This window comes from Mesorhizobium escarrei, assembly GCF_935825525.1.
In the GTDB taxonomy this organism is placed as follows: Bacteria; Pseudomonadota; Alphaproteobacteria; order Rhizobiales; family Rhizobiaceae; genus Mesorhizobium; species Mesorhizobium escarrei.
The window spans coordinates 61,910-87,388 of the sequence record NZ_CAKXZT010000160.1 but is presented as its reverse complement, the minus strand read 5'-3'; the positions used below and the strand labels follow the sequence as shown (position 1 = coordinate 87,388).

21 protein-coding genes and 1 pseudogene are annotated in these 25,479 nt (G+C 59.3%); 12 read left to right on the top strand and 10 right to left on the bottom strand.

All coding sequences use genetic code 11. The features are described 5' to 3' along the window. Positions 1–215 precede the first annotated feature (215 nt). Genes NMG80_RS29605 through NMG80_RS29585 form a run of 5 tightly spaced genes read left to right on the top strand, consistent with a single transcriptional unit; the run spans position 216 to position 5,031 of the window. On the top strand, positions 216–1,676 hold the full coding sequence (locus NMG80_RS29605; protein WP_254021384.1) for a UbiA family prenyltransferase: 1,461 nt from the start codon (positions 216–218) through the stop codon (positions 1,674–1,676). A 23-nt stretch (positions 1,677–1,699) separates the two neighbouring features. Continuing rightward, a complete protein-coding gene (locus NMG80_RS29600) occupies positions 1,700–2,125 on the top strand; it encodes a GtrA family protein (protein ID WP_254021383.1) in 426 nt (141 codons plus the stop codon). After that, positions 2,116–3,438, top strand: coding sequence for an FAD-binding oxidoreductase (locus NMG80_RS29595; protein WP_254021382.1), 1,323 nt, complete (start codon positions 2,116–2,118; stop codon positions 3,436–3,438). The genes NMG80_RS29600 and NMG80_RS29595 overlap by 10 nt, the downstream gene beginning before the upstream one ends. Positions 3,439–3,458: 20 nt before the next feature. Then, positions 3,459–4,181 carry an SDR family oxidoreductase gene (locus NMG80_RS29590; RefSeq protein WP_254021381.1) on the top strand — a complete coding sequence of 241 codons (723 nt, stop codon included), beginning with the start codon at positions 3,459–3,461 and terminating at the stop codon, positions 4,179–4,181. A 52-nt stretch (positions 4,182–4,233) separates the two neighbouring features. Next, on the top strand, positions 4,234–5,031 hold the full coding sequence (locus NMG80_RS29585) for an FkbM family methyltransferase (RefSeq protein ID WP_254021380.1): 798 nt from the start codon (positions 4,234–4,236) through the stop codon (positions 5,029–5,031). Between the two features lie 35 nt (positions 5,032–5,066). On the opposite strand, the pseudogene NMG80_RS29580 reads toward NMG80_RS29585, so the two are convergent. After that, a pseudogene (locus NMG80_RS29580) lies at positions 5,067–5,313 on the bottom strand (integrase core domain-containing protein); the annotation flags it as partial. A gap of 50 nt (positions 5,314–5,363) precedes the next feature. Beyond that, complete coding sequence (locus NMG80_RS29575; RefSeq protein ID WP_436798717.1) at positions 5,364–6,797, bottom strand: polysaccharide biosynthesis/export family protein; 1,434 nt, start codon at positions 6,795–6,797, stop codon at positions 5,364–5,366. A 378-nt stretch (positions 6,798–7,175) separates the two neighbouring features. On the opposite strand from NMG80_RS29575, the gene NMG80_RS29570 reads away from it, so the two are divergent. Then, positions 7,176–8,459 carry a glycosyltransferase gene (locus tag NMG80_RS29570; protein ID WP_436798720.1) on the top strand — a complete coding sequence of 428 codons (1,284 nt, stop codon included), beginning with the start codon at positions 7,176–7,178 and terminating at the stop codon, positions 8,457–8,459. Positions 8,460–8,542: 83 nt separating this feature from the next. Here the strand turns inward: NMG80_RS29570 and NMG80_RS29565 are convergent, their stop codons facing one another. Then, positions 8,543–8,806: a hypothetical protein gene (locus tag NMG80_RS29565; RefSeq protein WP_254021378.1), complete on the bottom strand. Its 264-nt coding sequence runs from the start codon at positions 8,804–8,806 to the stop codon at positions 8,543–8,545. Between NMG80_RS29565 and NMG80_RS29560 the strand changes: the two genes are divergently transcribed. Together NMG80_RS29560 and NMG80_RS29555 are read left to right on the top strand one after the other, a co-directional pair. Next, positions 8,807–9,676, top strand: a complete 870-nt coding sequence (locus NMG80_RS29560) for a class I SAM-dependent methyltransferase (RefSeq protein ID WP_254021377.1) — start codon at positions 8,807–8,809, stop codon at positions 9,674–9,676. Between the two features lie 28 nt (positions 9,677–9,704). Next, positions 9,705–10,658, top strand: coding sequence for a glycosyltransferase family 2 protein (locus NMG80_RS29555; RefSeq protein WP_254021376.1), 954 nt, complete (start codon positions 9,705–9,707; stop codon positions 10,656–10,658). A 279-nt stretch (positions 10,659–10,937) separates the two neighbouring features. Here the strand turns inward: NMG80_RS29555 and NMG80_RS29550 are convergent, their stop codons facing one another. From NMG80_RS29550 to rfbF, 4 genes are read right to left on the bottom strand one after another with little or no spacing between them, the layout of a single operon-like run. Further along, positions 10,938–12,152, bottom strand: coding sequence for a class I SAM-dependent methyltransferase (locus NMG80_RS29550; protein WP_254021375.1), 1,215 nt, complete (start codon positions 12,150–12,152; stop codon positions 10,938–10,940). 2 nt (positions 12,153–12,154) lie between these two features. After that, positions 12,155–13,408: a class I SAM-dependent methyltransferase gene (locus NMG80_RS29545; RefSeq protein WP_254021374.1), complete on the bottom strand. Its 1,254-nt coding sequence runs from the start codon at positions 13,406–13,408 to the stop codon at positions 12,155–12,157. Between the two features lie 19 nt (positions 13,409–13,427). Next, positions 13,428–14,471, bottom strand: coding sequence for an NAD-dependent epimerase/dehydratase family protein (locus NMG80_RS29540; protein WP_254021373.1), 1,044 nt, complete (start codon positions 14,469–14,471; stop codon positions 13,428–13,430). Next, positions 14,407–15,246, bottom strand: coding sequence for a glucose-1-phosphate cytidylyltransferase (gene rfbF / locus NMG80_RS29535; protein ID WP_254021372.1), 840 nt, complete (start codon positions 15,244–15,246; stop codon positions 14,407–14,409). Before rfbF ends, NMG80_RS29540 begins: the two co-directional genes overlap by 65 nt. Before the next feature lie 89 nt (positions 15,247–15,335). Here rfbF and NMG80_RS29530 point away from each other — a divergent pair, with 89 nt between their 5' ends. From NMG80_RS29530 to NMG80_RS29515, 4 genes are all read left to right on the top strand, one after another. Beyond that, entirely contained in the window at positions 15,336–16,166 is an 831-nt protein-coding gene (locus NMG80_RS29530; RefSeq protein ID WP_254021371.1) for a PIG-L deacetylase family protein, read from the top strand. A gap of 703 nt (positions 16,167–16,869) precedes the next feature. After that, positions 16,870–19,020 (top strand): FG-GAP repeat domain-containing protein, encoded by a 2,151-nt coding sequence (locus NMG80_RS29525; protein WP_254021370.1) that lies wholly within the window; start codon positions 16,870–16,872, stop codon positions 19,018–19,020. Positions 19,021–19,199: 179 nt separating this feature from the next. Then, positions 19,200–19,925 carry an FkbM family methyltransferase gene (locus NMG80_RS29520; RefSeq protein WP_254021369.1) on the top strand — a complete coding sequence of 242 codons (726 nt, stop codon included), beginning with the start codon at positions 19,200–19,202 and terminating at the stop codon, positions 19,923–19,925. Between the two features lie 156 nt (positions 19,926–20,081). Then, positions 20,082–22,163, top strand: a complete 2,082-nt coding sequence (locus NMG80_RS29515) for an oxidoreductase (protein ID WP_254021368.1) — start codon at positions 20,082–20,084, stop codon at positions 22,161–22,163. On the opposite strand, the gene NMG80_RS29510 is transcribed toward NMG80_RS29515, so the two are convergent. From NMG80_RS29510 to NMG80_RS29500, 3 genes are read right to left on the bottom strand one after another with little or no spacing between them, the layout of a single operon-like run. Then, positions 22,076–23,410: a glycosyltransferase family 4 protein gene (locus NMG80_RS29510; RefSeq protein WP_254021439.1), complete on the bottom strand. Its 1,335-nt coding sequence runs from the start codon at positions 23,408–23,410 to the stop codon at positions 22,076–22,078. The genes NMG80_RS29515 and NMG80_RS29510 overlap by 88 nt on opposite strands. A 46-nt stretch (positions 23,411–23,456) precedes the next feature. Continuing rightward, entirely contained in the window at positions 23,457–24,908 is a 1,452-nt protein-coding gene (locus NMG80_RS29505; protein ID WP_254021367.1) for a lipopolysaccharide biosynthesis protein, read from the bottom strand. After that, on the bottom strand, positions 24,905–25,282 hold the full coding sequence (locus NMG80_RS29500) for a hypothetical protein (RefSeq protein WP_254021366.1): 378 nt from the start codon (positions 25,280–25,282) through the stop codon (positions 24,905–24,907). The genes NMG80_RS29505 and NMG80_RS29500 overlap by 4 nt, the downstream gene beginning before the upstream one ends. Between the last annotated feature and the right edge of the window lie 197 nt (positions 25,283–25,479).

Sequence of the window (25,479 nt, the reverse complement as noted above, 5' to 3'; positions counted from 1 at the left end):
CTTTGTGCGGCCCAGCCACCCCCGCTGCAACGCATCATAATTCGTCGAAAACTCACACGATGGTGGTATCGTTTACTCCGTTTTGCGCACTACACTTCGGCATAAGCGCAAAACTCACACGATGGTGGTATCGTTTACTCCGTTTTGCGCACTACGCTTCGTCATGAGCGCATGATCTGCTCAGTTCTGCAACCTGCAGAGTGGGCGAGGCGCAAATGGCGCAAGAATCGATACATGTCGAAGTTGCGGCGCCGCAACCGGCTTGTCGTCGCCCGCTCGTTGTTGATATGGACGGGACCCTGGTTCGTTCAGACCTGTTGATAGAAACCGCCCTGTCGGAGTTTGCACGCCGACCTCGATCTGCGGTCGACATGTTACAAGCACTGAGGCTTGGCAAGGCTGCCTTAAAACATTGCGCTGCTTCCTCGGTCGAGTTCGACGCGTCTGCGCTTCCATACGACGAAGCTGTGCTCAAAGAGATTGAGGCGGCGCAGAAGGACGGGCGGCAGGTCTACCTGGCATCCGCCGCTTCCGAGCGCATCGTCAGAGCTGTTGCAGATCACTTGCGCGTTTTTGATGGATACATCGGGTCGGATGCGACCACCAACTGCTCGGGCAAGACGAAAGCAGCCAAGCTGGTCGCAGCGTTCGGCGAGGGAAGGTTCGACTACATTGGCAACGATGCCGACGACCTGGCTGTCTGGTCAAAATGCGGAACGGCAATTGCAATCCGCACATCTGGACGGGTTTCCAGAAGGCTTGCGGCAATGCCTGTCGAAAAGGAATACCTGTCCCACCAGAAATCAAGCTGGCGGACATGGGCGCGCCTTTTGAGGGTGCACCAATACACAAAGAACCTCCTGCTGCTGGTTCCGTTGCTGGCTTCCCACCAGTTCACTGCCGAGAACCTGATCGTGCTCGGAATCGCATTCCTCAGCTTTTGCCTTTGCGCTTCGAGTGTCTACATTATCAACGACCTGGTTGACCTTCAGGCCGACAGGGCGCACCCGACCAAGCGGCATCGACCACTGGCGGAGGGCAGTATCCAGCTGATCCACGCGTTGCTCGCCGCGCCGCTGCTTTTAATGGCTTCTTTTATCCTCGCTGCCGGCGTTTCTCTTACCTTCCTTGCAGCGCTCCTTGGGTACTTTGCGCTTACTACAGCATATTCCTTCTACCTTAAGCGCAAGATGCTCATCGACGTTGTTACGCTGGCGATGCTCTACACGGTGCGCATCATAGCCGGGGCGTGCGCGATTGGAGTGGACATCTCACCGTGGCTTCTAACGTTCGCCATATTCATTTTCGTGGCGTTGGCCTTGGTCAAAAGATACGCCGAACTTGCGACGCGCCTCGATCTTCAACTGTCTGAGCCTCCGAACCGGAACTACAAGTTTGGGGATCTCGGCGTGGTTGCCGCCTTTGCAGCGGCTGCGGGCTACAACTCCGTCACGATATTCGCTCTGTACATATCTTCGCATGACGTCAATGCGCTCTACCAACGACCGCAAATGCTCTGGTTCGTCTGCCCCGTGCTCATCTACTGGATCAGCCGTCTGGTGATGATGGCTCACAGGCGCAGCATGACCGAGGATCCGATTGTGTTTGCGATGACCGACCGCAACAGCCTGCTGTCGTTCCTCATTGCCGGACTAGCTGTCGTGGCGGCGGTCTAGGCAACGCAAAATGGTGTAACGATATGCGTTCCCTTCAATTTACAACATACGCGACCCGTTATGCGGCTTTCGCAGTCATCGCGACGGCAGCCAACCTCCTGTTGCAGGAGGCAACAGTTCGCGCCGCACCGTTTTTCACTCTCTTCGTTTCAATCACGGTCGGCACCGTCGGGGGATTTGTCGTCAAATATGTTCTCGACAAAAACTACATCTTCTTTGATCCGTTTGAAGGCAGGTACCAGGAAGCTCGCAAGGTAACGCTCTACGGAGTGTTCAGCGTACTAACGACCATTATCTCCTGGGCCTTCGAAATAGGATTCTGGCACATTTGGGGGACGTCATTTGCCAAATATTCGGGCGCGATTCTCGGACTAGCCATCGGCTATGTAACCAAGTTCGCCCTCGACAGCAGATATACCTTCCGCTCCGGGAGGCCACAGTGGAGCTAAGTGGGTGGGGACGGTATCCGAGGCACAGCAGCAACGTCGTCAGCCCGGGATCTCCTCGCGAACTGGCGATGCTGCAGCGGCACATACCGACCTACGTGGCGCGAGGCAACGGACGCTCATATGGCGACGCCGGTATCGGTGCAGGAGTGACACTCGATATGCGTCGCTTCGACCGAATGAAGGGTTTCGACGAGACCTCGGCCTTACTGACAGTCGAAGCTGGTGTGTTGCTAGCTGACTTAATCGACAGGTTCCTGCCTCGAGGGTTTTTCCCTGCCGTGGTACCGGGCACGCGCTTTGTCACGATCGGCGGCATGATTGCTGCGGACGTTCACGGCAAAAACCATCATTGGGTCGGGGGCTTCGGCGATCATGTAGAAGCGCTGAAACTGATGTTTCCCTCGGGACAGACGGTCCGATGCTCCCGGGATGAGAATTCTGACCTCTTCAAAGCTACGATTGGGGGGATGGGCCTGACTGGAACGATTGTCGAGGCTACGATCCAGTTGATCAAGGTCGAAACAGGATGGATGAGGCAGAACACTGTACGAGCCGAGAGTATATTATCGGCCGTGCAGCTGCTGACAGCCAATGAAGGCGCCAGCTATGCCGTAGCTTGGGTCGATTGCCTTTCCAAGGGAAACGCGCTTGGCCGCTCGCTGGTTTACCTCGGCGAACATGTCAGCCTTGACGCTCTTCAGGAAAGAAACCCGGGTGCACCGATCTACCCGAATACCCGTCGTCGCGGGATTGCTGTGCCATTGGATGCCCCCGGATTTCTTCTCAACAGGCACTCCATCCGAGCCTTCAATGCGCTCCGTTACGGCCGCGCACGCACCAAGGATGAACTGGTTACGTGGCAATCCTATTTCTTCCCCCTGGACGGCCTTGACCAATGGAACCGGCTCTACGGCCGCCGCGGGTTCCTGCAATACCAGTTCGTTCTCCCCCATCAGACAGCGTCACGCGTCTTGCCTGAAATCATGGGGGAAATTGCCACAACGGAGGACCCGTCGTTCCTTGCCGTCCTCAAGACTTTGGGCAAGGGTGGCGGCCAGCTTTCATTTCCTATGTCGGGAGTCACGCTGGCTCTCGATTTTCCAGTATCCGACAGCATCTTCTCACTTCTAGATAGATTGGACCGCTTGGTCGTCGAAGGGGGAGGGCGGCTCTATCTGGCTAAGGACGCCCGCCAGCGGCCCGAAACGTTCGAGGCGGGCTATCCGAACCTTTCTATATTTCGTCAGCAGCGCCGCGCGATTGGGGCCGAAGGACGGCTCGCTTCGATGTTATCCAAAAGGATCGCAGTGTGACGACACAACCGGGAACCGCCTTGATCATAGGCGGCACTTCGGACATAGGGAGGGCAACTGCCCTCGTCTATGCCGATCATGGCTGGAAAGTGATCCTTACGGCCCGAAACGACGAAGAAGGCCTGCGGGAGGTCAACCACCTTCTCATCGCCTCGCAGGCCAAGGCCGAACTTTGCCGCCTCGACATTTTGGATACGGAGTCGTTCGGGCCGTTCATCAATTCACTCGGCACATTGCCCAATACAGTCGTGTGCGTGGTGGGAATGCTTCCAACCCAGTCGAGAGCGGTTGCCGACACGGCATACGCATCATTGTCACTCCGTACGAATTTTGAGGGACCTGCAATTCTCCTTGGCATGCTGGCGGACCGATTCGAGAAGCGGGGCACCGGCACCATCGTTGGTGTCAGTTCAATCGCCGGAAACCGCGGCCGCGCCTCCAACTATGTCTACGGCTCCGCCAAAGCCGGATTGACTGCTTTCCTGTCGGGGCTTCGAGGTCGATTGTGGCACTCAGGCGTGAGGGTGGTGACGGTCATGCCGGGTTTCGTCCGGACCCGGATGACAGACGGGATGAAACTGTCGCCGTTTCTAACGGCAGAACCTGAACAAGTAGCCGAAGCCATCTACGAGGCTGCGGAATCGCGGCACCGCGACATCATCTACGTGAGAAGAAGCTGGCGTCTTGTCATGGGAGTGATCGCCGCGATGCCTGAGGGTGTTTTTAAGCGGGTCAGGTTCTAAGGGCACTGGCCATGGCGTGCGCGCTTCCCAAGCTCATCAACAGGGGGATGGCATGACGATAATCCAAACGGCCCAAAAGGCGCGTCACCATCGGTCGCTGCACGCGATTTTCAAAGGCTTGATGAACCCGCAGAACATTTCGGCTGTCGGCAAAATACTCGGACAATGCAACCGTCCAATCGATTTCCTCCGTCGCTACCTGTCCTTGGGCGGAGGTGAATACCCCGTGTCATACGTGATCTCGACACCCACCGGGAAGGCAAAGGTTACTGCGTTCAATGCCGATGACGTCCTCACAATTAACGAGATATTTTTCCGGGGCGACTATGGAGACAGCAGAAAGAAGGAAGTCATCGTCGACTTTGGCTCGAATGTCGGCATATCTGCTCTCTATTTCCTGACTAGGCACACAGGTAACTTCGTCTACTGCTTCGAACCTCTGCCACAGAATATCGAGCGCCTCAAAAAGAACTTGAAGGCGTTTGAAGGTCATTTCGAGCTCAATCCAGTGGCGGTAGGCTATGCTAACGGAACCGTTGAGTTCGGGTGGGAGCCATCCGGACGCTATGGCGGCATCGGCCAGCCTCTCGCCGATAAGATGACGGTTAAATGCGTTGATTCAAACAAGGCGCTTGAGAGGGTCATTAAAAAGCACAGTCGAATTGACTTGCTGAAGATCGACATCGAGGTGCTCGAGCGGGAGATCACCGAACGCATTCCAGTGGAACTGTCCAGATTAATCGAGAGGATTGCGATAGAATGGCACTTTGTGAACAATCCATTGCCCGCAACGCACGAGATGGCTTGGCGGAGGCCGATTACGACGCTTGTTCGCCTGCCAACACTGTGATGGACTGACGCCTTTGAGGACTCCCCTCGCGTCGCTTATAAGCGTTCTCGGAGTACCTCGTAAGGGTCTTGCCTTTGAAGGCACCATGAGGCCTCGAAAGGTTATAGAAGCGCCTCCATTCATCCAGATTGGCTTCGAGATCGATGTCGTCCTTATAGGTTAGGAGCTGGTAGAACTCTTCCTGATCAGGGCGATGAGAGCGCTCGACCTTGCCGTTCAGCTGTGACGATGCCGGATGTCGGCGTGCTTGATAGCCTTGTCCTTGACATGCCAGTGGAACCGGCCTGTCGCGCGCTTCTACCTCATCCTGCTAGCAAAGTTCGCACGGAAGGCTACGGAATGCCTACAGTATCGGCGGCGGTTTCTGCCTTGAGTTCTATTCCCGGCGCCTCGTGCCGCTCGGTCGATGTCAGGTCCAGCGCGCCCGTTTCATCCGCAGCCAGTGGTATTTCAACCTTGATCGTGTCTCCGGGCTCGACGGCACTCGTTTCGTCAGCTTGGATTTGCACAGTCGCACCATCGGCCGACGGCCGGAAAATCGTATAGATCGGCGCAGCCAGCTCCGCGTCAGCTCGGCGGGCAAGAAGGGTCGGGGCAGATACCGCGGACTCGTACAATAGCCGCCTTGCCGTTTCCGTCTTGCTTTCGAGAGCATCGAGCTCGGCTTGCGTTTGACGCAGGTCGATCGTTACCTCATTTTTGCGCCCGTCCTGGAGCTCGAGAATTGATATGTCAGTTTTGCTGATTTCCTGACGCCCGCGCAGCAGACTGGTTTCCGCCGACAACCTCTCGCTCTGCGCCTGGGCAAGGGCCCGCTCTAGAGAAAACTCGCGCGGCGCCGCCGCAAGACCTTTGACGACAAGCGCCGAAACCGCTGTCAACTCTTTCTGGATTGAGCCGATTTGCTTGTCGAGGAAAACGAGTTGCGCTTCCAGCGAGGCAAGTTCCTTCTCGAGGAACTCACGCAGAGCATGAAGCGCCTTGACTTGAGTGTCCAATCCCTCGCTGCGCGCTTGGAAGATCAAGCGCTCCTGCTTCAAGAGCACGGCAAAGACGTCGTCCTGAGTGCGCGATGTCAATTGGGCCGGAAACTGAATGTCGCTGGCATGCGAGAGCTCCGCCTCGAGTCGTGCCTTGCGAGCGAGGAGACTGGCCTCGTTCAGTCTAAGCAGGCTCACATCGCCTTGGCCCTGGATCACTTCGCGCTCGAACCTGGCGTCCCTGTCCTCTCGAGTCCGCAATCCGCCCGCGATGCTCAATGCCTGCAAGACGGTCAGCCCAGGCCGGTATGCGAATTCTCCCGACTGCGTTACCTTGCCGACAACATAGAATGGTCGGAACTGGACGATTTCCACCGCCGTATTCGGTTTTCGGGCAAGGCCGACACTTTTCATGAGGCTGTCGCCGATCGAGTTCGCGATTTCACCGGGGGTGAGTCCGGCAGCCTTGATCTCGCCGACCAGCGGTAGCGAAACACAGCCATTGGGACCGACCGTGTATTCGTCGTTGAGAGCATCCCAGCCAAAAATCTTGTCGCGTGACGCACGCCATTCGTAGACCTTGACGCGGAGCTTGTCCTGCGGGCCGAGCACATAGTCTTTGGCGTTTGCAGCCGAAGTACACAACATACAGGCCAAGGCTAGCCCCGCCGACAACACCACGTGGAGAAGGCGCCAGGGGTCGCGCCGATTGGTCAGGTTATCCGGGCAGCGGGCTCGATTACTTGAGCAAGTGCCGTTCTCAATTGAAAAAGACAGTTCGTGCATTTTTACCTCTACACTGGATTCCCGAACATAGTGTGGCTCCGGAAGTTAACTCTCCGTCCAGGCCAGTAGACACAAGTAACGCTTCCAAGATGGCTTCCGAAATCGGAGCACCACCATCGTAATCCACCAAGCGCGCCGATACAGCCTGCGCATAAGGTTACCGTCGATGCGTGCTTAGGCCCATCGAAGTAGGAGGCGTACCCCGTTGGAGTACATCCGGCCTCGGGAGTGTGCGGCGCTTAACCCGATAGGCAGCTTGTTTGGACGGGGCGGACGACACACAGTTGCTGAGCATCCGGGCAACAAGAATTCCGGAAAGGTGCCAACATTCCGGGAGGGCAATGCATGCGCCATGTGCGACAGCCGAAAGCAACCACCATGGTGGGCCGTGATGCCAAACATTTGCGATCCATCAGCAAGACGCCATTTGCCGCCATCGACCGCAACGCGCGCATCGCGGTCGTGCATGATTGGTGCCCGAATTTTCGGGGAGGCGAGCAGGTCCTTGCCCGGATCTGCAAGATATTTCCGAGAGCCGAGGTCTTCACGCTGTTTGATTTTCTCCCGAAGGAGATCAAGGAAGAATATTTTCGGGGCGTAATTTTCCACGTTTCCGGCATGAATCGACTTCCGTTCGTGGAAAAGTACTACAGGTCACTATTCTTTCTCTGTCCGTTTATGATCGAACAATTTGACGTCACAGGTTATGACGCGGTAATTTCCTCGTCGGCCGCATTTTCTCGAGGCGTTCTGACCCGCCCAGACCAACCACATTTGTGCTATGTGCACAGTCCGGTGCGATATGCGTGGGACGAACAATTCTCCTATTTGCAGCAGGCCGGCTTGGGATTTGGCCCCAAGGGTCTGGCCTTTCGCTACATGCTTCACAGGCTGCGGACCTGGGACACGAGAACGGCGCACGGTCCTGACCTGATGCTGGCAAACTCGAATTATGTCCGCTCTCGAATCGAGCGGATTTACGGCCGCGACGCGCGGGTAGTCCATCCGCCCGTCGCCATCGAGGATCTTAAACTCGTCGTCAACAAGGATGACTACTACGTCACGGCCGCGTTCCACGCCCCGTATAAACGTACGGATCTGATAATCGAGGCGTTCAGCAAAACGCCGTCGCGTCGCCTGGTTGTTGTCGGCGACGAAGTACAATCCAAGCATTTGCGATCGCTTGCCGGCCCCAACATAGTCTTCACCGGCTATCTGCCGCGGCATGAATACATCGAAAAAATCGCCAACGCTCGTGCGATGGTGTTCGCTGGATGCGAGGATTTCGGGATAACGCTTGCCGAGGCCCAGGCGTGCGGCACGCCATTGATCGCCTTCGGCCGTGGCGGCGCGCGCGACATTGTCCGGCCGCTTGGCGAGAGCGCCCATCCGACAGGTGTGCTCTTCGACCGTCAGGCCATCGATTCCGTAGCTGGGGCCATTGATCTATTCGAGAAAAATGCGCTGTCCATCACGCCGCAGGGCTGTCGCATGAACGCGACCCGGTTCTCCGAGGAAAGGTTCGACCTGGCGATACTCGACGCCCTTGGCCTGGCCCAGTCTGTCCAACTCGCTCGCGCAACCGAGTACAATGAACTCTTCGGAGCCGAGAGCTCGACGCGCGATATAACCGGTTCCCTTGTCGAGCCAATTCTACAATGAATTCATTTGACCTTCACATGGCAAGCAACAGAAAAGCGCTTCGACCGATCGCGTGCCCGTGCTGCTCGGCGCCAGTCAGCCGGTCAATCTACCGGGTCGAATCCATCCCGGTGCATAGTTGCGTCCTGCTGAACTCGGCCCGAGAAGCCCACGCCTTTCCCCGCCGCGACCTTGACCTCGCATTCTGCGAGGCATGCGGATTCATATTCAACAGGGCCTTTGACGAAACGATCATTGGGTACTCGACCAATTTCGAGGAATCCCAGCATTTTTCCAGCACCTTCAACAGTTTCGCGAAGGGACTTGCACGCGAGATCGCACAAAAATGTGCGATAGCCGGCAAGCACGTGTTGGAGATCGGCTGCGGCAAGGGTGAATTTCTCCGCGAGCTTTGCATATCGGGCGGCGCCACCGGGCTCGGCATCGATCCAGCCTATCGAGCCGACAAAGGCCGCAACGATGAGTACGGCGACGTCAAGATCATCGTCGACTATTTCGGACCAGACTACCAGCATCTTCAGGCGGATACGGTCCTCTGTCGCCACACGCTCGAGCACGTAAGCTCGGTGTCGAGTTTCGTGCGGCTGATCCGCAAGATGATCGGCAAAAGGACCCAGGATTGGGCGGTTTTCGAGACGCCGGATGCCAAACGTGTGCTCGTCGAGAGCGCGTTCTGGGACATTTACTACGAGCATTGCTCCTATTTCAGTCCTGGCGCGCACGCACGCCTGTTTCGTCAGGAAGGTTTCGACGTTACTGATCTGGAGCTCGTCTATGACAACCAGTACATCGTCCAGTACGCCCGGCCATCGGCCGGTCGGACGACGCCGAGACTACCGCTCGAGCACGATCTGGAGGTAATGCACCGTTTGGCGGAAATCTTTCCCGCTCGCGTGCGTGCGGTTCAGGATTTTTGGCAGGAGCGCATCCGCGCCGCATACGCCGCCGGCCGGCGGGTCGTCCTGTGGGGTGGCGGCTCCAAGGCAGTGTCGTTCCTGACGACCTTGCAGCTTGGAGACGAAGTCTGGGCAGCAGTCGATATCAACCCCTACAAGCAAGGCAAGTTTACGCCCGGAACCGGTCACCCGGTCATCGCGCCAAGCGACCTCTTGGACACTCCGCCTGATCTCGTCATCGTCATGAACCCGATATACCTGAACGAAGTGGCGCAATCCTTGATTGCGCTGGATCTTCGACCGGAAGTCGTCGCGGTCTGATTGCGCTCTCGTCAAAGAAGAACCCGAAATGGAACATCCCAAGTCGCCGCAAGTGTCCCTTGGTATGCCGGTCTACAACGGCGAGAATTTCGTCTCCGAGGCGATCCGGTCGATCCTCGAGCAGGACTTCGATGATTTCGAACTCGTCATCACCGACAATGCCTCGACAGATGGAACAGCCGATATATGTCTGGAATTCGCGCGGCGGGACAAGCGCGTCCGCTATGTCCGGAACGCACGCAATTTGGGCGCCGGTGCCAATTTCAATCGAGCTTTCCAGCTGAGCACAGGCGAATATTTCAAATGGTGCGCCCACGATGACCTCTTGAGCAGTGGTTTCTTGACAGACTGCGTGCGTGCGCTTGACGCGAATGCCCGCCACGTCATTGCCTACCCGCGCCTGCTGGGAATCGACGAGACCGGTCTGCTGACTTCCTATGTCGAAGGGGGATTGCCGGATATGGGAGGATCGTCGCCCGCTGCCCGTTTCGGGCTGATGGTTGCAGCGCCCGGATGCGATGCGGCTATGTTCGGCCTTTGGCGCCGGGACTCGTTAGCTAAAACGACACTGCATGAGTCCTATTATGGGTCCGATCGCGCGCTTCTGGCCGAGATGGCTCTTCTCGGAACGTTTGTTCACGTGCCCAACGCAATTCTGTACAACCGCGACCATCCGAGGCGATCGGTGCGATTGCCGAACTCGGAACGATTGGCCTGGCAAGATACGGCGGGCTGTAGCGCGAAACCGTTTGAATTCTCAAGACGGATAAAACACCTCGTCGCGATTGCCCACCGGCACAGGCGGACGGCACCGCTGGGTCGGACACTGTTTCATCTGATTGCTTGGCTCTCCGATCCGCTGGTCTTCGCGAGACTGTGCCTGGAGGCTGTAGGCGCGGTCTCCCCGAGGCTCCGGGAGAAGCTGCGTGGCGCCGGCTTGGGGGCACTGAACCACGTCGGCTCAGACCGATCTCCTGGTTAGAAATCTGCTGCGACGGTTAGGGCCTTCCGTCAACGACGCCGAACTGGCATCTGCGATCACGGCAACCCAGAGCTCTCCCGATCGGCTCGAGCAGCCAAATGGAATCACTTGGGCTCGTAGAGATGCGGCGAAAACAAACAGGCGTGCGGGGATCCCTGGTTCAGTCTGACGTGATCCCGCTCTCGTCGCTGGCTACAAGGTGGGCCGCTTCAGGCAACCTGGACCAGATCGACAGCGGTGGGATCAGAGGCGCTAAACTGCAGCGGGCAGATCGTCGAATTATGCCACGATGATCTCCGCCGAGAGACCGAGCTTGTATGCGGCCTGGGCAACTTCGTCTCGGTAGAGCGGATTCATCACGACGATCGACTGCAGGAGCTTACCGCGCAAGCTCTCGGGGCCAACCACCGGTGTCCCGGCTCCAGGAGCAAAGCGCCCTTGCTTGTGCGGGTTGACGTCGACCAGAGCGCTGATCCGCGCCCCCTCGGGAACGACGTTGACGAAAGTGATGCCCTTTGATCCCGCACCCCAGACCACGGTCTGCTCCGGATCCCGCGTCGCAAGGTAATCGCGCCACCAGGCGACCTTGTCGCGATAGGTCTGGTCGAAGCGACGGACCAACGCATCAATCTTTCCAGGACTGAAAGAATCGGCCGTCATCCCGGTTTCGACAGGCTTTGCTTCGATGAAGAGGTACTGGTCACCGAACGACGCGCCCTGATCCAGCACCTCGAAGCCTGCTGTCTGCATTGCTGCCCGCAGCGAGTGAGGCGTGAAATAGGAAACGTGCTCGTAGATCAGATCCCAGATTCCCATGTCGCGCAATGTATAAAGCGCATTAGGCACCTCGATGTAAAATACGGTGCTCGGCTCAACGCCTGGATGGGAGCGAAGCCCCTGCAGGAAGGCGATCGGGCTGGCGATGTGTTCCAGGACGTGACGGCAGGAAACGAAGTCAGGCTTGACGTCCGGATAGGCATCGCTGAACCAGTCATTGATGAACTCAACGCCGGCGACGTCGTCGCCCCGATCGTCTTCGAAGCTCCTGTCGAAACCAATGCCTCTGGCGCCGCTGGTTGAGCAAAGCCGTTTGAGGAAATCGCCCTTGCCGCAACCGATATCGACGACCAATTTTCCGTCAAGTGCGTAGGCAGTGGACAGGCGACCCGCAAGATCCTCGACAAAGGCCACGAAGCGTGGCGAGAAATGCAGGGAGTTCTCGTAATTCTGCGTATAGCCGATCCGACCATCTTCGAACGCCGCGTTGAAGAAATGTTCACAACTGCGGCAAAACGCAAGGACGAATTGGCCAGTCGGCGCAGCAATGGCCGAGTTTGCGTCAGGGTGCAGGGAATTGCACGAAAACGGAATGGCTTCGAACGATACCGAGTGCAGCAGATCGTTGCGCCGACAGACCGGACAATCGCCGCGAAGGCGGATCGAATTCGTCACCGGTTCACGCGTCTCGGCGCAGGCAGCGCTTCGGGCTTGCACGGTCACACGATCCGCGGGGTCGGCACGGGAACGATGAATTTTCCGCCCCGGGCTCGATATTCAGCCTGTTGTTCGATGATTTCATCGAGGAAGTTCCAGGCCAGCACCAGAACATAGTCAGGTTGCGCCTCCAACAGAGCTTCCGTAGGACGGATCGGAATTTTCTGACCGGGCATGTGCTTGCCCTGTTTGTGAATGTTGCGATCTACGACGAAGTCGATCACATCGCGTCCGATGCCAACCGTATTGATCAAGGTGGCGCCTTTGGCCGCCGCTCCATAGGCGGCAATTGAGGCGCCGCTGGCTTTCAGCCGGTGCAGCAATGCGGAGAGCTCGACTTTCAACTTGTCGACTGTCGCGGAAAAATCGAGATAGTAATCGATAGCGTCGATCCCTCGCGCTCTTTCATGAGCGATCTGGTCGGTGACGCTCGCTCCGACATGTTCCCGCATTTCCACATAGAGGCGAAGTGAACCGCCATGAATCGACAAGTGTTTTATCTCGTTGAGATAAAGGCCATGGCGTCGAAACAGCTTGTCCAATGCCGTCACAGAAAAATAGCAGAGGTGCTCGTGGTAGATCGTGTCGAATTCGCAATGATCGATCATTGGTTCGACATATGGCGCCTCGATCACCGCAACGCCGTCGTCCTTTAGCAACCGCGCAATGCCTGCAACAAAACCATTGGTGTCGGCCACGTGGGCGAGAACGTTGTTTGCGTGAATGACGTCGGCTCGCATCTCCTGTTGGCGAAGCTTCTCCGCCAGCTCGCGGGAGAAAAAAGCCAGGCGTGTCGGCACGCCTATTTTCTCCGCAGCGGCGGCAGGTCCTTCGGCCGGGTCGATACCGAGTACTGGTATCCCCGCCTCGACATAGTTCTTCAGGAGATAGCCATCGTTACTCGCCAACTCGACCACAAAGCTGCTGGCGTCCAGGTTACGACGCTCGATCAAGTCACGCGCATTGTCTCGGGAATGCCTCAGCAGCGCTTGCGAGAACGAGGAGTAGTAGGGATAGGCATCGGCAAACAGAATCCTGGGGTTCACCGTTTCCGTGATCTGCACCAAGCTGCAATCGCCACAAAAGGCGACACTGAGCGGAAAGACAGGCTCTTCCTCGCCTTCGTCGATGCTCGATGGAAGCCGATCGGCAAGCGGCGTCGTGCCGAGCTTCAGGAAAGTGTCAATGTGACTTCCGCCGCAGGAGCGGCAAACCTGCTCGGTTACAGAGGCTGCACCAGCAATCATCATGGCCATGGCTCCCGGCTGTGTTTGTTTAAACCGCTACCGCTAACTGCGGTGTGCGGCGAAGATCCGTATCCAGTTCGCCATCCTGGATCAGCTTCTGCACATGGGCGATGCGCTTGAACCGTTCGCCCTCGAAATCCCCAAGGGCAAGGCCTGTGGCGCGAAATGTGTGGTAGAGCTGTTCGATACCGCGCCGTGCTGTCCATTGCGGCTTAAACCCGTGCAGGCGGCGACCAATATAGGTGCAGTCGACGCGATAGCACCGCTTGTCTGGCCCGGCGTCGGGCGCGAACTTCACGCGGCTGTCGGGAACGATCGTTTGCACCAGCTCCGCGATCTCTCGAATCTGATAATTTTCCGTGGTCAAGCCGACATTGAACGCCTCGTTGTGGACCAGCTCTCGCTCGGCTTCGAGTACGGCGATATAGGCCAGCGCAATGTCCTCTACATGGACGATCGGACGCCATGGCGAGCCGTCGCTCTTGAGGTAGACCAGGCCGGTCGTGTAGGCCCAGGCAGTCAGGTTGTTGACCACGAGATCGAAGCGGATGCGAGGCGACAGGCCGTAGGCAGTGGACGCACGCAGGAATGTCGGGCTGAACGATTGATCCGCCATCGGCGCGACCGCGCGCTCCACATTCGCCTTCGAGGCGCCGTAAGGCGTAACCGGGTTGAAGGGGGCATCTTCAGTTAGAAAGCTGTCGCCGGCCGCGCCGTAATTGCTGCAGGAGGAGGCATACAGGAACCGCTGGACGCCGGCGGCCTTGGCGAGCTGCGCAAGCCTTACCGAAGCGCCGCAGTTGATTTCCTCGGTAAGCAGGGGTCGGTAGTCCCCCAACGGATCGTTTGACAGTCCGGCGAGATGGATGATCGCGTCGAAGCCGGCGACGTCGTCGATTTCGATGTCGCGGATGTCTTTCTCGACCGTCGGCACTTCGGCCAACGTCCCTACGAAAGTGCATGACCGGAAGATGTCGCTGTCCAGGCCCGTGACGTCATGGCCGCGTTCAAGCAGCATCGGAGTCAGGACGGAACCGATGTAGCCGAGGTGGCCTGTAACCAGAACTTTCATCGATCAATTCCCATGTTTTCCAGGGCGCCTGTCCGCTGTCCCACAATTTCTGAAGGAGATGCTTTTCGCGGATGGTGTCCATGCATTGCCAGAAGGATTCGTGGCGATATGCCATCAGTTGGCCGTCGGTCGCGAGCCGTTGCATTGGCGCGTGTTCAAACATGACATCGTCGCCATCGATATAGTCCTTTATGCCCGGCTCGAGCACGAAGAAGGCGCCATTGATCCAACCCTCTGAGGCCTGGGGCTTTTCTGTGAAGTCGACGACGCGATGGCCATCGAATTCGATGTGCCCATAGCGTGCCGGCGGACGCACCGCCGTCATCGTTGCAAGCTTGCCATGCGACTTGTGGAAGGCGATCAGCCTATCAAGGTTGACGTCCGAAACGCCATCGCCCCAGGTGAGCATGAATGTCTCGTCGCCCATCCAGTCGATCAGGCGTTTTATGCGGCCGCCCGTCAGCGTATTCAGCCCCGTCTCCACAAGATCGACGGACCAGTCAGGCAGCGAGTTCGAGTGACGCTTGACGCTTCCCGATGCGGCATTGACAGTCAAGCTGCCATCGAATGCGACATAGTCGCTGAACCAGCGTTTGATGTATTCGCCCTTGTATCCCAACGCGATGGCGAATTCGCGGTGTCCATAGGCATAGTAATGCATCATGATATGCCAAAGGATCGGCTTTGCTCCGATTTCGACCATTGGTTTCGGCCGGATCTCGGTTTCTTCCGCCAGCCGCGTTCCCAGCCCGCCAGCAAGAATTCCTACCTTCATTGTTTTCTCACCCCAATCGCCTACAGTGTTTTGCTACCATGCGCAGGTCGGGTTGAACCACACCGAAGAAGGGATGATCGGAACCATCGATGCATGACGTCAGGCATACGATTGGCGCTATGCTCGATACAGCGATGCGTAAGCGGTCTCATCCATTCGACGTAGCAGACTGGCAGGCGTCGGCGGTCATCATCGCACCCCATCCTGATGATGAAACGCTGGGATGTGGAGGGGTCGCCAGCAAGAAGCTTAGCTCGGGCGCTGATGTCCGGTTTATTTTCGTTACCGACGGTTCGGCATCGCATGCAAATCGGGTTGACAGGGAGGCGCTGCGGATCGCCCGCGAGGACGAAGCGATCGAGGCGGTTCGCCGGTTGGGCGGGTCGGCCGATCGGGTGAGATTCCTGCGTGTTCCCGACGGGATGGCAAAGCATCACATCGGCAAGATCGCAGAGGCGATCGCTGAGTTGCTTTTCGTTTGGCAACCGCAGAGCGTGTTCGTCACCCATACAAAAGAGCCGCCTGCGGACCATGTTGCCACCAATCTTGGCGCGCGAGGCGCGCTTCAACTGTATGGCCGGCGCGTGACCGTGTTCGAATATCCCGTCTGGTACTGGTATCAGTGGCCATGGGTTCGCCTGCACGATCGAGTGCCTGGCCTCAGTCGCGTCGTATTGCGGCAAACGATCCGGACCCTTGCAGGTTTGCGTGGGCTCACGCTGTTCAATTCGAACGCGTATGTCGGCGATGTCGTCGACGTGAAACGGCATGCGCTGGCCGCGCACCGGTCACAGATGGAGCGGCCGGCGGGACTCGACGACTGGCCTATCCTGGCAGATGTAGGTGGGGGCGATTTGCTGAATCGGCTGCTGAGCGACCATGAGATGTTCACGCGATACGAGCTTAACGCGCGAACGTAAGCGGCCGGCCTGAAGCGTCTCGGCAGGATCGCGGCGGCGGTGGCCATGACCTCTTCGGGGTTCGACCCAAGGCTGCGGTGCGGCTTCGATCCGTCTGCTATCTTACTTGCGGCCCATTTGGATGCACCCCCGTGCCATCCAAGACAGAGCATCCAGTCAGCATCTCGACTGACCGATGAAATGGATTCGTCAAGCCGATAACCCTTGGGATCAGCGTGTCACCAGAACGTACTATGTTCTTACGGCTTCCTGGCGGGGCGACTTTGCATCTCGCTCGTGAGAAAACAAATGGCTCACGTCACTGCTCGGCAATTGTGTTCGTGCCCTATGCGAGGGATCCGAATTCGATCATCGCACCGTCAATGCGGCCATCCGTGTGACACTTCGACGGTATCGTCGGCCGTCGCTGCGCATTCCGGGCAATCTGCCGGATACGCAGCGCATGCTCGCAGATGAAGCACGGGAGACCAGGATGATTGGCGGACGCTTATGGATTTGTCGGAGGACTAATTCTTCGCACGGCTGGCCAAAGACGAGATGGTCACACGTTACAAAGTCAATATTTGACGTGTGTTTCCATCTCGTCGCCATGCTTGCCGTCGGAGTCTCCATCGCAGGCTGTGATTCTGCTGCCAGTGGAGAAGAAATCCTCAGGACGGGTCTTACATTTGATCGCCGCGAGATCGCCGAGCAATCCGGGGATGTGAAGCTCGTTGGTGACATTGACGGCGACGGCCGGCTGGATCTGGTTCTCGGCGGATCGCCGCAGGACCCTCTGTCGTGGTGGCGTTGGCCCGACCTGCTTTTCACTACGATCGCAACCGCCCGTGTGGAGTTCACGACGGATGGCGTGCTTGTCGACGTCGATGGGGATGGTGATCTCGACATCGTGACGGCCGATGGCCCGGACGGGGCCAATCTCGTCTGGTTCGAGAATCCGCGCCCGAACCGCGATTCGACCGACGGCCCGAGCTGGGAACAGCATGAGATCGGCGCAGTTGGCAGCTGGGGCAAAGACATCAAGGCGGCCGATTTCGATGGCGACGGCCTTGCCGATATCGTCGTGCGAGCGCCCAGCGAACTGATGATCTTCTTCCAGGGCGGAGCCGGCGCCTGGTCTCGCGTGGCCCTGCCATCATCCTTTCATCTGGGCGAGGAGGGGATGGCCTTCGGTGACATCGACGGCGACGGCGCTGTCGACCTGGTCCTTTGCGGACAATGGGCCCAAAATCCAGGCGCAGCGACAGCGCGCATTCCCGCCCGGTGGCAGGGCCATGCGGTTGGCGCGTTCAACCCTGCTTTCAAGGCGCTCGTCGTCGACCTCGACCAGGACGGGAACGCCGATATTTTGACCTCGAGCTCCGAGCACACGGCCGACGTGGCTTGGTTCCAGGCCGTCGACGGGCCAACAGGCCGGTGGATCCGCCATGTCATTCAGCCTGCTGTTGCCGGCGCCCATACGTTGCAGGCGGCGGATATGGATGGAGACGGCGATGTCGACGTCGTAGTCGGGCAGATGCACACGACCGAGCAACGTGCTCTGTCCATCCACCTCAACATGGACGGCCGGGGAATGCGCTGGGCACGACAGGTGATCGACACGGTGGGGCTGCACAACGGGGTTGTCGCCGATGTCGACAGCGATGGCGATTTCGATATCTACGGCGCCAATTGGGCGGGCAACCCGCCCGTCCGGATCTGGATCAATCGTCTCGACCCTCCCGGACCGGTCCGCCGCCTCGACCGCTGGCGCCACCACCAGATCACGCACGCCCATGTCCGCTCCTTCGGGCTCGCGTTCGCCGACATGGACGGTGACGGGCGGACGGACATTATCTCGGGTCCGTTCTGGTATCGCCAGCCGGCCGCTCCCTGGCAAGGTGAATGGGAACAGATCCGGCTCGGCGAGGGAGCGGATGCGGTCGCGGCATTCGACATTGACGGCGATGGACGCGCGGAAGTGATCGCCCAGCGTGGCGGGGCCGAGACGCTGAATTTGGTGTGGCTTCAGGCGCAGCAAGCGTCAGCGCGCGGGTTTGAGGAACATACGATCGGCGAGGTTCCCTCCGCCAGCCACGAACTCGGATCCCAGGGCCATGCACTGGCACAGATCGTCAAAGGCGGCCAGCCGGAGCTTGCGGTCTCAAGCGGTGCCGGCGCCTTCTACTTTGACATTCCCGACGACGCGGCGGCGGGCCCCTGGCCGCGAACCCGCATTTGCGCCGAGGCCTCCGACGAAGGAATTGCTTTCGCCGATATCGACGGCGACGGCCTGCTTGACCTTGCGGCCACTACCGGCAATGCAAAGGGGATCGCATGGTGGCGCAATCCGGGAGATGGCTCTGCCGACTGGCAGCGCCGCGACGTCGCCAATGTCCCCAACATGGTCTATCCGGACCGCGTGGCGGTCGCCGATCTGGACGGCGACGGACGAACCGACATCGTCGTGAGTGAGGAAAACGGGCAGGCCGACCATGCGAAGGCCTATTGGTGGCGCAATCCCGGCGACCTCAGGCCAAGCTGGGAGCAGCAGGAAATCACCTCGCGCGGCTCGCTCAACAGTCTTTCGGTTGCCGATATGAATGACGATGGCCGGCCGGACCTCGTCATGGGCGAGCACCGCGGCGCCCTGCGCCTTTCGCTCTGGCGCAATCTGGGCGGCAGGCGGTTCATCGAGCAGTTGGTCGGCGAGGGTGTCGAGAGCCATCTCGGCGCCCGCCCGGTCGATCTCGACGGCGACGGTGATCGTGAGATCGTCTCGATCGGGTGGGATGCGCCCCAGGCGATCCATGTCTTGCGCAACGATGCCACCGTTCCATTGGACCGAGAGGCCGGGCAGGTACCCCCAGGATGAGATATGGGCCCACAATCGGAGTAGCGATCAGCCGGAGGAGGTAGGAGCCGGCCAACCGTTGTCGGGCTCGATCCCGGGCGCACAATCTGTCACCTTCGCGGCGAGCGGCACGGGCTGGCTGTCCCGAGGCGTCGCAGAATGGGGAAGAGCGCGTGACATTGACGGCAAGGTTCCTCAGCGTGTTCGGCGACGCGCGCGTCATAGCCAAGGGAGAGGCCGCCGGTCTCAAGCTCGTGGCGAAGAGCGCCGACCCGAACTTTGTTCGTGGCACGTACGAGCCGCCCATCCAACAGGCGATCGCGGCAAACTTGGCGCCTGGAGACGCTTTTTTCGACATCGGCGCGAATATTGGTTTCTTCAGCCTCATCGCCGCGCGCCGCGTCGGGCCGCGCGGTCAAGTCTATGCGTTCGAACCTGTTTCCCGCAACGCCGCAGCTGTCGCAGAAAGTGCACGGCTCAGTGGATTCGGCACCATACGGGTGTTCGCCGAAGCTGCGGGCGCCACATCCGGCCGTGGCCAGCTTCTGCTCGCCCATCACATCGGCGGCGCCGCGCTTGCCTCGGCGGGAGCACCGCCGGACATGAGTGGCCGTCTGGATGTCAGCATAGTCGCCATCGACGATGCCATCGCCCACCGAGGCCTCAGGCCGCCCTCGCTGGTCAAGATCGACGTGGAAGGCGCCGAAATCGACGTCCTGGGCGGAATGACGGAAACGCTGCGGCGACACCGTCCGAAGGTGATTTATGAGGTCGACGATGCAACGCGCGAGGGGCTCGACCGCAAGGCCCGAAAGATCGCGGAACTCCTGACTGCTGCCGGCTACGCATTGAAACCGCTGCCAGCCTCCTATGCCAATGGGGAATGGCGGGTCGAACACGTCTTGGCGCAGCCGGTGGGCGCTTAAGAACTAGATTTGCGGCGTCATGGCAGGGATTCCATGCAAGGACAGCAAGCCTGATCAACGGGACAAGCGAGGCAGTGCGCGACTTCTGCCCGGGACTGCGACACGTCATCGATGCCTTGAAGAATCTCGTACGACGACGTGAGGAGGGTCTTGTTGTTGCACCGTCATGACTGGGTAGAAACTGCTGAAGAGGCTGGGTCCGGCGTCGCCCGGCCGGAGGTTCTTGTCGCAGACGATTTTCAAGGTGAACGCGCCCGCGGCGCGGTAATTGGCACCTTGGCAGTCAAGGGGGGTGTCAGGCGAGGACGCGACATCGAACGCCAGATCGCGATCGATCACGGCGCACTTCGTTTCCAGCCGCTCGTCAGGCCAGGTTGGGGCCGGCAAGGGATCTCCTATGGTCCGTTTCAGCGAGAGGCTGGTCTGGTGCTATTGGTCTCGATCACCAACGGCCACAACACATCGCAGGGATCGCCATTGCCTGATGACCTCGCCAGGCGAGTCTACCGTTGGCTGCGAGGACCCGGCATTGATCCATGGCCCGGCCGTCTGGTTTCCCTGATACATGCGCCGCGAAAGAGGCTCACCCTTCGCCGTCTTTGGTGGTGGACGCTTAGCACCTCCAGAACTTACCGAGGATCGAACATCGACGAGAACCTGGCTGTCGGTTGGTTCCCCAGTGAGGCGCCGATTAATCCCGTGGAAGAGGGCTGCGGCTTTGTCGTGCACGCCGCCGAAGGCGAAAACGGCGAGCTGTGGGCTCGTGTAGGAAAGCAATGCCTGAGTGCGTTTCGGCGCCTAAAGAACGTTCATGTCTATTATGTCGTGGCGTTGCGAGAGCAGGGCGCTGTCTATTATGCGGCCGCCGACCAAAAAGCCCACGGTCTTGCCGCTTTTCCGATGATGCGTCCGATCGCGATCGATCCTTTCAACAAGGACGAAAAGCTGTTTGCGGGTGTTCATCAGTCGGCACTTGGCCAGATCGGGTTTCGGGTCGACACACGCGTCCAAGCGGTTCAAGTGGGGCGGATACCTGAATTCTCGACGCTGTTTGGCACCGCCCACGCTGCCGATGCACTCGTCGAAGGCTGGCCGGGGCAAATCGCTGCAATCGGGGGGCGGTGGCATTTTTCGCAGGACGCTGGCGGTAACCTATCCGTCGTCGATCCTGGTCGCCCTTCAGGATTGATCCACGGACTGCTGGCAATTGGCGCCATCTCGGATGTGTGTGGTCTCGTCTGTCGGTTTCGGGACAACGACAATTTCTGGGTGCTGAAACTGTCGACGCTCGGATGGACCTTGGTGCGCAAGCAATCGGGCAAAGAGATTACGATCGCGACCGGTACGGAACACGCTTTGCGCGAGTGTTCTACCCATTCGGTCCAGATTCTTGACTGGAACGGTCAGGTGAGCTGCTTTCTTGACGGGGTTCGCCTTTGCGAAGCGTCTGTCAATGCCGATTCAGTCGAGAACGCTACCGGAGTAGGTATATGGAAAAGCTTCGATAGCGAGCCGCGCTGGCATAATTTGGAGGCTCATCCTTGCGAAGTTCCCATCCCATTGATGGCGCCTCTGGCGGCACCTTGGAACCAACTCGGAGCAACCCTGTCCTACGCCGACGGTTTTACCGGTACTGCCGGCGAACTGGATCGCCGCACGTCGGAGCTGGGCGGCGGACAATGGGCGAGAACACTGGGCACCGGGGTCATCGACGTCGACGGGCTGGGCAGCGCCCGTGTGCGCGCGAGCGTGGACAGACCGAACCCGGGTCGAACATTCTATTCGCTGCCATGGGATCTACCGGGATTCGCCGATCTCGAGGCCGCAATCGAGCCTCCCGGGGAGCGCCGAGGACAAGATCAGCGCGGCCGGGCAGGACTGCTCTTCTGGCAAGACAGCGACAACTACGTTTGTGTCACGACTTGGCTCGACGACGTCTACCAGGGTGCTTCGATTTCGGTGTTCATCAAGCGGCTCGGCTTTGAGGAACTTTATGACGCGGTTTGGACAAATGTGGCGGACAAGGTCGTTTGGGGAAAACCTTTTCGCATGCGCGTTGCGTTCGACGGAAATCGGTTTGCAATCCTGATCGACGACGAACTGGTGATGCAGCGAAGCCTCACCGACATCTATCCCGATGACGCCGCGCTTCAAATTTTGCGGGTCGGACTCGCCGTCAACTGGGAGTGGGGAGATGACACGGGCTCGGTGTTCACGTCGTTCAAGGCCCGGCGCTGAGCGAAAGAGTGGATTCGCTTTCCAAGCCGTGAACGGTGGATGACGATGGCCTTATCGTAAAGGTCCCGGGTCGACTGGGCAATTTTTTCCCACGAATAGAGCTCCGCGACCCGCTGGGCGCCCTGTCGGCCGATTTCATTGCTTGACTGGGGGTCGGCTAGAAGGCGGACGATCGCGTCCGAAAGTGCGGCTGGATCATTTTTTTCGACGAGCAAGCCGCCGCCAGTCGCTTCCACAATGTCCGTCATGCCACCGACACGCGTGGCGACGACCGGCGTCCCGGTCGCAAGGGCCTCCACCAGGCTCATGCCGAAGGATTCGCTAAGTGACGGATTGACGAGGAGCGAGGCCCCGGCACAGCGCTCGATGACCTTTTCATACGGTTCCATACCGGTAAAGGTGACCGTGTGGCCGAGCTGCGGAGGTATCATTTCGCGCAGAACCGTCCCGTAAGAACCTCTGAACGCGCTCCCCCCGGGATAGAACCGAGAAAGGTCCAAGACCTCCGGATCCCGGCTCAGGTCGATCAGAAGGTCCCGCGCCAGTGCCGCGGGCGGGCCAACGATCTCAAGACAGGCCTCAGGGTGAGCGGCGACTACTTTGGGCCAGGCCTCGAGAAGGGTATGGACACCCTTTTCCGGAGAGACACGGCCGACGAACAGCACCTTTGCCGGCGTGCGCTGCGCCGTAACACGAGCGAGCCGATCCACTGGCGCACCGTTAGGCAGGACCGCAAAGGGCGTTCGCGTGCTTCCAAACCGTTCGCGCGCAGTCGCAACGACATGCTGCGAACAGCCGGCCACGAGATCGCATGCAGCGATGCCGCGCGCCATGACGTCACGATCGAGTTGCGCCAACCAGTCGCAATGCATGTGCAGAAGGATTGCCGCATCGGGGACGGCGCGCCGGATAGCCGGTGCATAATGCGGAAAGTTTTGGAGATGAACGACGTCGGGCGCCAGGCGGCGGAGCCTTCGCAGCGCCTGAGCGAAGAAGTCGAACGCATAGAAGCTTTGCGCAAAGAGCGGAGCGCCTGGCCAGGCGCGGCTCCACATGCGGGACGCTCTCCCCCACACACGCGCCGGCGCGCAGGTGAGGAGTTCGATCCGCACGCCATCGATCTCGAGCCACTTGGCCTTTCCGCGCGGGCGACGCGCGATCACGGTCGTCTCGCAGTCCGCGCCCAAGCGGCGTGACACTTCATATGTCCAGATGCCGACCGAGCTCTGGTCGGGTGGAAGGACCATGTCGAAATGCTGCGAGACGAAAGCGACTTTCATGAGCTTGGTACCCCTATGCAGGACGACGCAGCCTGAGAAGCATGTCGCGTGCGTCGAGAAGGTCGGGACGCACAAGCACAATGGCTGCAGCGACATACACGGCGGCGCCGATGATGATCCCACCTGCGATGAGGAGACCTTGGGGGGTGGATGTCGGTGCTGCAACCAGCCAAGCGGTGACAATGGCGAACATGAGCAGGGCCGCCACCGCCAGCCGCGGGAATATTGTCAGTGGCCTCAGTACGTCGATATGCGCGATGCGGTGTACGAGGAAGAGAAACACCGGCAGGAGCACGACGTTGCAGGCCAGAAGAGCGGCCATCGTTGTCTCGAGGTCGATCTGCACGGCAGCGGTGAGGAGGATCACGGCCAGGACGGTGTAGGATATGTTTAGCTTGAGGATCAGGCCGGAATGACCGAGCGCGAGGATGGTGAGTGCACAGATGCTATCTATCGTGCGTTGCAGGCCAAGGAGCATCAGGATTTGAACGGCGACGACACCGCTCACCCATTGCGGGCCGAAGATGAAAGGTACCGCGACGGGAGCGATCGCGGCAAACCCCAGAAATGCCGGGAAGCCAGCAATCGCTGCCACGCGTATGCTCGCGTTGAAGAAAGCATCGATCTTCGCCGGCTCGCTCTGCACTCGGGCGACTGCTGGTATGGTCACCGCCGTAAGCGGACCCAGAAATGCCTCGCTCAGAAGATCCAGCGGTCGGCGGGCGAGAGCGTACACGCCTACCGCGTAGGGTCCGAGGAAGGTGCCGAGTATGACCTTTGGTATTTCGTCATTCACGAAAGTCCAAAGGGAATGACCGATGAGAGGACCAGCGAAGCCGAACAGGTCGCGACAGCGCGCGTAGGAATATCTGAGACGCGGCCGCCACGAACTGCCGAGCAGAATGACGGCGGTTTCCACAGCCGCCTTGGCGACCTGCATCCACACCAGGCTCCACATGTCGTAACCGGCGATTGCCATACTGATTCCAAGCGTTCCGCCGACGGCCGTGCCGGCGAGCGTTCGCAGCGCGAACAGTCGAAAATGAAGCTGGCGCTTGAGGATCGCCGCCGGAACCGCCGCAAGCGCCTGGAGCACAATGACGACGCTGGTCCAGCGGACGAGGTCCTTCAGAACAGGTTCGCCGAATGCCGCGGCGACTACACCGGCAAAGGCCCACACCAGCACACTGAGCACCGAGCCGGAGACGGCAAGGAGCCAAAAGGCAGAGTCGAAATGAATGGATTCGACATCCGGACGCTGGATGAGTGCTTCGGGGATTCCGCGCGTCACCGGAACGGCGACGATGATCGGCACCACCATGGCGAGCGTGGCGAAACCAAACGCCTCCGGGCCGAGATGACGGGCGAGAACGACAAAGACGACAAACATCGCCAACTGGCGGCCCCACGTTTCGACCGCGACCCAAGCTGCCCCGTTGATAATATCTCCGCCGATCGCCTTCATTGTCGCTCTCTTTTGCCGTCGACAGGCGAACGGGATATGCGCCCAGATTCAAGAATGTGAAGGTCCGCCACCACCCGCATCGACATCGGCCGTGCCAATCCAGCATGCTCCGTCACGTCATTGCGCCCTTGTGTGGCGTAAAGCTGCTCGCCCGCGGCAAGGACAGCGGCCTGCAGCCGGCCCACTCCATACGTATCGCGACATCGATTAATCGGAAGGAACCGACGAATCATCGCGTGCCGCCCGCCCAGCGCGACGCGCGGATTTGAATGAACTCGCTGGACTGCCTCGGCCTCGTAGGCGACATCAATTCGCCCCCATCGAGCCTGCCGCCAGTTCCTTGCCGGAGCTAACGAGTCCATCTGCGTCAGCATACGAGATGGCCCCGACGCGCCGACCGTTGACGCATGCGGTAGCCATTGCGACACGACCAAGCATGGCTCGCCTTTTCCTCATTTGCTCTCGGATCATGCGGCTTTGCTGCGTCACACAGCAATCCGCCCTTATTGACGAAACGTCCGTCTCGGCCACCGCCTTTCGACTGTGGCGCCTAACCTATTTGTCAGCACTG

Excerpts from the sequence above, each read along its gene's own strand:
- NMG80_RS29605 (WP_254021384.1), top strand. The coding sequence starts at position 216 with ATGGCGCAAGAATCGATACATGTCGAAGTTGCGGCGCCGCAACCGGCT.
- NMG80_RS29600 (WP_254021383.1), top strand. The coding sequence starts at position 1,700 with ATGCGTTCCCTTCAATTTACAACATACGCGACCCGTTATGCGGCTTTC.
- NMG80_RS29585 (WP_254021380.1), top strand. The coding sequence starts at position 4,234 with ATGACGATAATCCAAACGGCCCAAAAGGCGCGTCACCATCGGTCGCTG.
- NMG80_RS29575 (WP_436798717.1), bottom strand. The coding sequence starts at position 6,797 with ATGCACGAACTGTCTTTTTCAATTGAGAACGGCACTTGCTCAAGTAAT.
- NMG80_RS29570 (WP_436798720.1), top strand. The coding sequence starts at position 7,176 with ATGGTGGGCCGTGATGCCAAACATTTGCGATCCATCAGCAAGACGCCA.
- NMG80_RS29555 (WP_254021376.1), top strand. The coding sequence starts at position 9,705 with ATGGAACATCCCAAGTCGCCGCAAGTGTCCCTTGGTATGCCGGTCTAC.
- NMG80_RS29545 (WP_254021374.1), bottom strand. The coding sequence starts at position 13,408 with ATGGCCATGATGATTGCTGGTGCAGCCTCTGTAACCGAGCAGGTTTGC.
- NMG80_RS29540 (WP_254021373.1), bottom strand. The coding sequence starts at position 14,471 with ATGAAAGTTCTGGTTACAGGCCACCTCGGCTACATCGGTTCCGTCCTG.
- rfbF (WP_254021372.1), bottom strand. The coding sequence starts at position 15,246 with ATGAAGGTAGGAATTCTTGCTGGCGGGCTGGGAACGCGGCTGGCGGAA.
- NMG80_RS29530 (WP_254021371.1), top strand. The coding sequence starts at position 15,336 with ATGCATGACGTCAGGCATACGATTGGCGCTATGCTCGATACAGCGATG.
- NMG80_RS29510 (WP_254021439.1), bottom strand. The coding sequence starts at position 23,410 with ATGGTCCTTCCACCCGACCAGAGCTCGGTCGGCATCTGGACATATGAA.
- NMG80_RS29505 (WP_254021367.1), bottom strand. The coding sequence starts at position 24,908 with ATGAAGGCGATCGGCGGAGATATTATCAACGGGGCAGCTTGGGTCGCG.
- NMG80_RS29500 (WP_254021366.1), bottom strand. The coding sequence starts at position 25,282 with ATGCTGACGCAGATGGACTCGTTAGCTCCGGCAAGGAACTGGCGGCAG.